The 3664-nt window shown below is 66.8% G+C and carries 4 protein-coding genes; 1 reads left to right on the top strand and 3 read right to left on the bottom strand.

What is annotated here, in order from left to right; all coding sequences use genetic code 11:
* Window positions 1–1097: S41 family peptidase (locus ACIQ6O_RS14450; protein WP_396208483.1), on the top strand; the 1097-nt coding region annotated here is incomplete at its 5' end.
* A 173-nt stretch (window positions 1098–1270) separates the two neighbouring features.
* On the opposite strand, the gene ACIQ6O_RS14445 is transcribed toward ACIQ6O_RS14450, so the two are convergent.
* From ACIQ6O_RS14445 to ACIQ6O_RS14435, 3 genes are all read right to left on the bottom strand, one after another.
* Entirely contained in the window at window positions 1271–2059 is a 789-nt protein-coding gene (locus ACIQ6O_RS14445; RefSeq protein ID WP_396208482.1) for a LytR/AlgR family response regulator transcription factor, read from the bottom strand.
* A complete protein-coding gene (locus ACIQ6O_RS14440) occupies window positions 2056–3150 on the bottom strand; it encodes a sensor histidine kinase (protein WP_396208481.1) in 1095 nt (364 codons plus the stop codon). Before ACIQ6O_RS14440 ends, ACIQ6O_RS14445 begins: the two co-directional genes overlap by 4 nt.
* On the bottom strand, window positions 3143–3664 hold a 522-nt coding region (locus tag ACIQ6O_RS14435; RefSeq protein WP_396208480.1), incomplete at its 5' end, for an efflux RND transporter permease subunit. The genes ACIQ6O_RS14440 and ACIQ6O_RS14435, both read right to left, overlap by 8 nt.

The following is a 3664-nucleotide window of genomic DNA, read 5'->3' as shown; positions in this document are numbered from 1 at the left end:
TGAAGCTGAGCTTCAAGCGCGCCGAGATCCGCGCCCCCGCCGTGCCGTACAGCATGATGATCGACGACAAGACGGGCTACATCCCGCTGCAGCGCTTCTCCGAGCAGACCACCGAGGACATCGCGAATTCGGTGATGAAGCTGCAGAAGCAGGGCGCGAAGGGGATCATCATCGACCTGCGCGGCAACCCGGGCGGCATCCTCGAAGAAGCGTTCTCGATGTCGAACCTCTTCCTCCCGCGCGGCAAGGAGCTCCTCTCGGTGCGCGGCCGCGGCGAGTTCCAGAAGTTCGTGTCGGAGCAGGACCCGCTCGCCCCCGAGATCCCGCTCACGGTGCTCGTCGACGGCGGCTCCGCGTCGGCCAGCGAGATCGTGGCCGGCGCGCTGCAGGACTACGACCGCGCGCTGGTGCTGGGCACGACGAGCTTCGGCAAGGGGCTCGTGCAGAGCGTGTACAACCTCGACGGCGGCTACGCGCTCAAGATCACGACGGGCAAGTGGTACACGCCGAGCGGCCGCAGCATCCAGAAGGAGCGCAAGCTCAACGCGGATGGACAGTTCGTGGAAGTGATGCCCGACAGCCTCGAGTCGGACTCGGTGCGCAAGGCGCGCCCGATGTTCAAGAGCGCTGGCGGCCGCACGGTGTACGGCGGCGGCGCCATCACGCCGGACTTCATCGTGCAGTCGGACACCCTGAGCACGCCGGAGCAGACGCTGCGTCGCGCGCTGCTGCCGCACTACGCCAAGTATCAGGCGCACGTCGTGGCGGTGGCCGAGCAGCAGAAGGGGAAGGTGAAGCCCGATTTCGCGATGAACCCGGCGTGGCGCGACGAGGTGTATCGTCGCCTGCAGGCCGACACGGTGAAGATCGAGAAGGCCGTATGGGACGCGGGCGCGACGGACGTGGACCGCTTCATCGAAGAGCGCGTGGCGAAGATCGCCTTCGGTGACACGCTCGTGCGCCGCCGGAGCCTCAAGGACGACAACCAGCTGCGCCGCGCCATGGAGATCATGCGCAAGGCCGGCGCGCAGAAGGACCTGTTCACGATCGCGGCGAGTGAGCCGGCGACGAAGCCGGGTGTGGCTCGGCGGAACTGAGGGTTCGGTGCGGTCGACGGGCTGGGGTGAACAGCCCGTCGGAGCCCACGGGGGAACGGAGACACGGGGAACAGCTATGGAGTGGGGTGTCCAACCGGGCACCCCATTTTTGTTTTTGGTGGTTCCCCGTGCTCCCCGTTCCCCCGTGATCCCCGACGAGCTTTGCCCAGCGCCTACCCGAGCGGCAAGCGGTCCCGATAGGTGCGCATCACCGGCAGTGCATGCTCGCCTATCAGCCGCAGCTCGTATTCGCCCGACGGCAGCTGCACGAGTTCGCGCACGCGGTCGAGAGGCACGATGTACGAGCGGTGCACGCGCACGAAGCGCTGCGCGTCGAGGCTCTGCTCTAGTTTCTGCATCGTCATGCGCACCAGGTGCTGCTCGCGCCCCACGTGCAGGCGGATGTAGTTGCCGTCGGCCTCGAACCAGTCCACCTCATCCACCTTCACGAAGCGGGTGCGTCGCCCCACCGTCACGGCAAAGTGCACGAGGGGGGCAGCAGGTAAGGCAGTGCCTCCCGCCACATCGCGCACAAGGCGCGCGAGTTCGGCGCGAATCTCATCGCCGAACACCGGCTGCGCGGGCGTCCGTGCGCTCACCGCCTCCACGGCACGCGTCACCGACTCAACAAGTCGCTCTGCGCGTACGGGCTTGACGAGAAAGTCGGTGGCCCGCGCATCGAACGCGCGTACCGCCGCATCCGCATGCGCCGTGACGAACACCACGAACGGACGCAGCTCGGCGGGCAGCTCCTGCAACAGGGAGAAGCCGTCTTCCCCCGGCATCGACACATCGAGGAAGAGCAGCGCCGGACGAAGCTGGGCCATCTGCAGCCGGGCAGCAGGGACATCGGCCGCTTCGCCCACCACCTGCACACGGGTATCCTGGGCCAGCAATCGCTTGAGTCGCTGCCGGGCCAGCGATTCGTCATCGACCACCAGCGTGCGAAGCGGCGTGTTCATGCCACATCCAGCGGGAGCCGCACCAACGCCCGCGTGCCTCCCTCGGCGCGCGCCGACAGCACGGCTGTAGCCCCGTCGCCGTACAGCGCACTCAGTCGCGCCCGTACGTTCCGCAAACCGGTGCCCGTCCCATGATGGGTAGAGCCGTCAGGGCCCGGACCATCGTCGTCCACCTGTACCTCGAGGTGTTTTTCGACACAGCGGATGTGCAGCCGCAACTGCGAGGCCCCCACGCGCCCCTCGATACCGTGCACCACCGCATTCTCCACGATGGGCTGCAGGAGCAGCGGCGGCACCCGTGACGAGAGCGCCGCCGGATCGACATCGCGTGTGATCTGCAGACGGTCCTCGAAACGCATCTGCTGCACGGCGAGATAGTCGTCGATGTACCGCAGCTCTTCCTGGAGAGAAATGGTGCGCTGCTGCGCCGACGTGAGAGACGCCTGCAGCAGGGACGACAGATGCAACAGCATGGCCTCCGCCCGCTGCGGGTCCTGATGCACCAACTCCGCCAGACTGTTGAACGCGTTGAAGAGGAAGTGTGGCCGCAGCTCTGCGGCGAGTGCACTGAGACGTGCCTCGAGCGCAAGCCGCTGCAGTTCGGCGTTCTGCAGCTCGGTATCGCGGGCGACGTGCAGTCGTCGCAGTATGAGATACGCCAGACTGCATCCCACCACCGAGCAGAGCGACCAGAACAACTGCTCCGGATATTCTTCGACGAGCGCCCTCACGACATCGTCGGGCACACCGAACGCCCGACCGGCACCACGCAACGCCAACGACGACACTACCGACGACAGCGCCATGAGCGCCGCGCAGCTCGCGCCCCGCAGGAGCCAGTTGCGACCCCGATCAGCCCCGTCTACCGGAAGACGGTCGAACGCGGCGAAGAGCGGAATGGGCACCCACAACAGCGCGAGCAGATCGACCGCGGCAATTCCGATGGCCTGCGTCCACGACGCGCGCCCACCGTCTACCCCCAGCAGCGCCGCGATCCATCCGACGGTGAGCATCTCCGCGAACACCGCTACCGCGAGCAGCGTGAGCAGCTCGCCACGGGTGATGCGCGTGAGCACGGCGCGTTCAGACATGCGCCGCCTTGAGTGTCGGCCGGAGCCGCTCACGCAGGCCGTCGAGCAACGCGTACACCACCGGAATGACGAGCAGCGTGAGCAGCGTGCTGCTGATGGTACCGCCGATCACCGCCATGCCAAGCGGCGCACGGAACATCGCGCCTTCGCCGCTGCCTATCGCCACCGGCACCATGCCGGCCACGAGCGCCACCGTGGTCATCACGATGGGACGCAGTCGCGTCGCCCCAGATTCCACCAACGCGTCGGCCAGCGTACTCCCTCCCTCGCGCAACTGTTTCGCGTAGTCGAGCAGCAGGATGGCGTTCTTCGCCACCACGCCCGCCAGCAGGATCACACCGATGAGCGACATGATGTTGATGGTCATTCCGGCCATCCACAATGCCCCCACCACCCCCACCGCCGACAGCGGCAGCGAGGCGAGAATCGCGAGCGGTTCGATCCACGAATTGAACTGCAGCACGAGCACGAAGTACATCCCCAGCACCGCCGCGGCGAGCGCCAGCAGAATATT

The organism is Gemmatimonas sp. (genome assembly GCF_044345575.1).
In the GTDB taxonomy this organism is placed as follows: domain Bacteria; phylum Gemmatimonadota; class Gemmatimonadetes; order Gemmatimonadales; family Gemmatimonadaceae; genus Gemmatimonas.
This window is presented reverse-complemented; position numbering and strand designations above follow the sequence as displayed.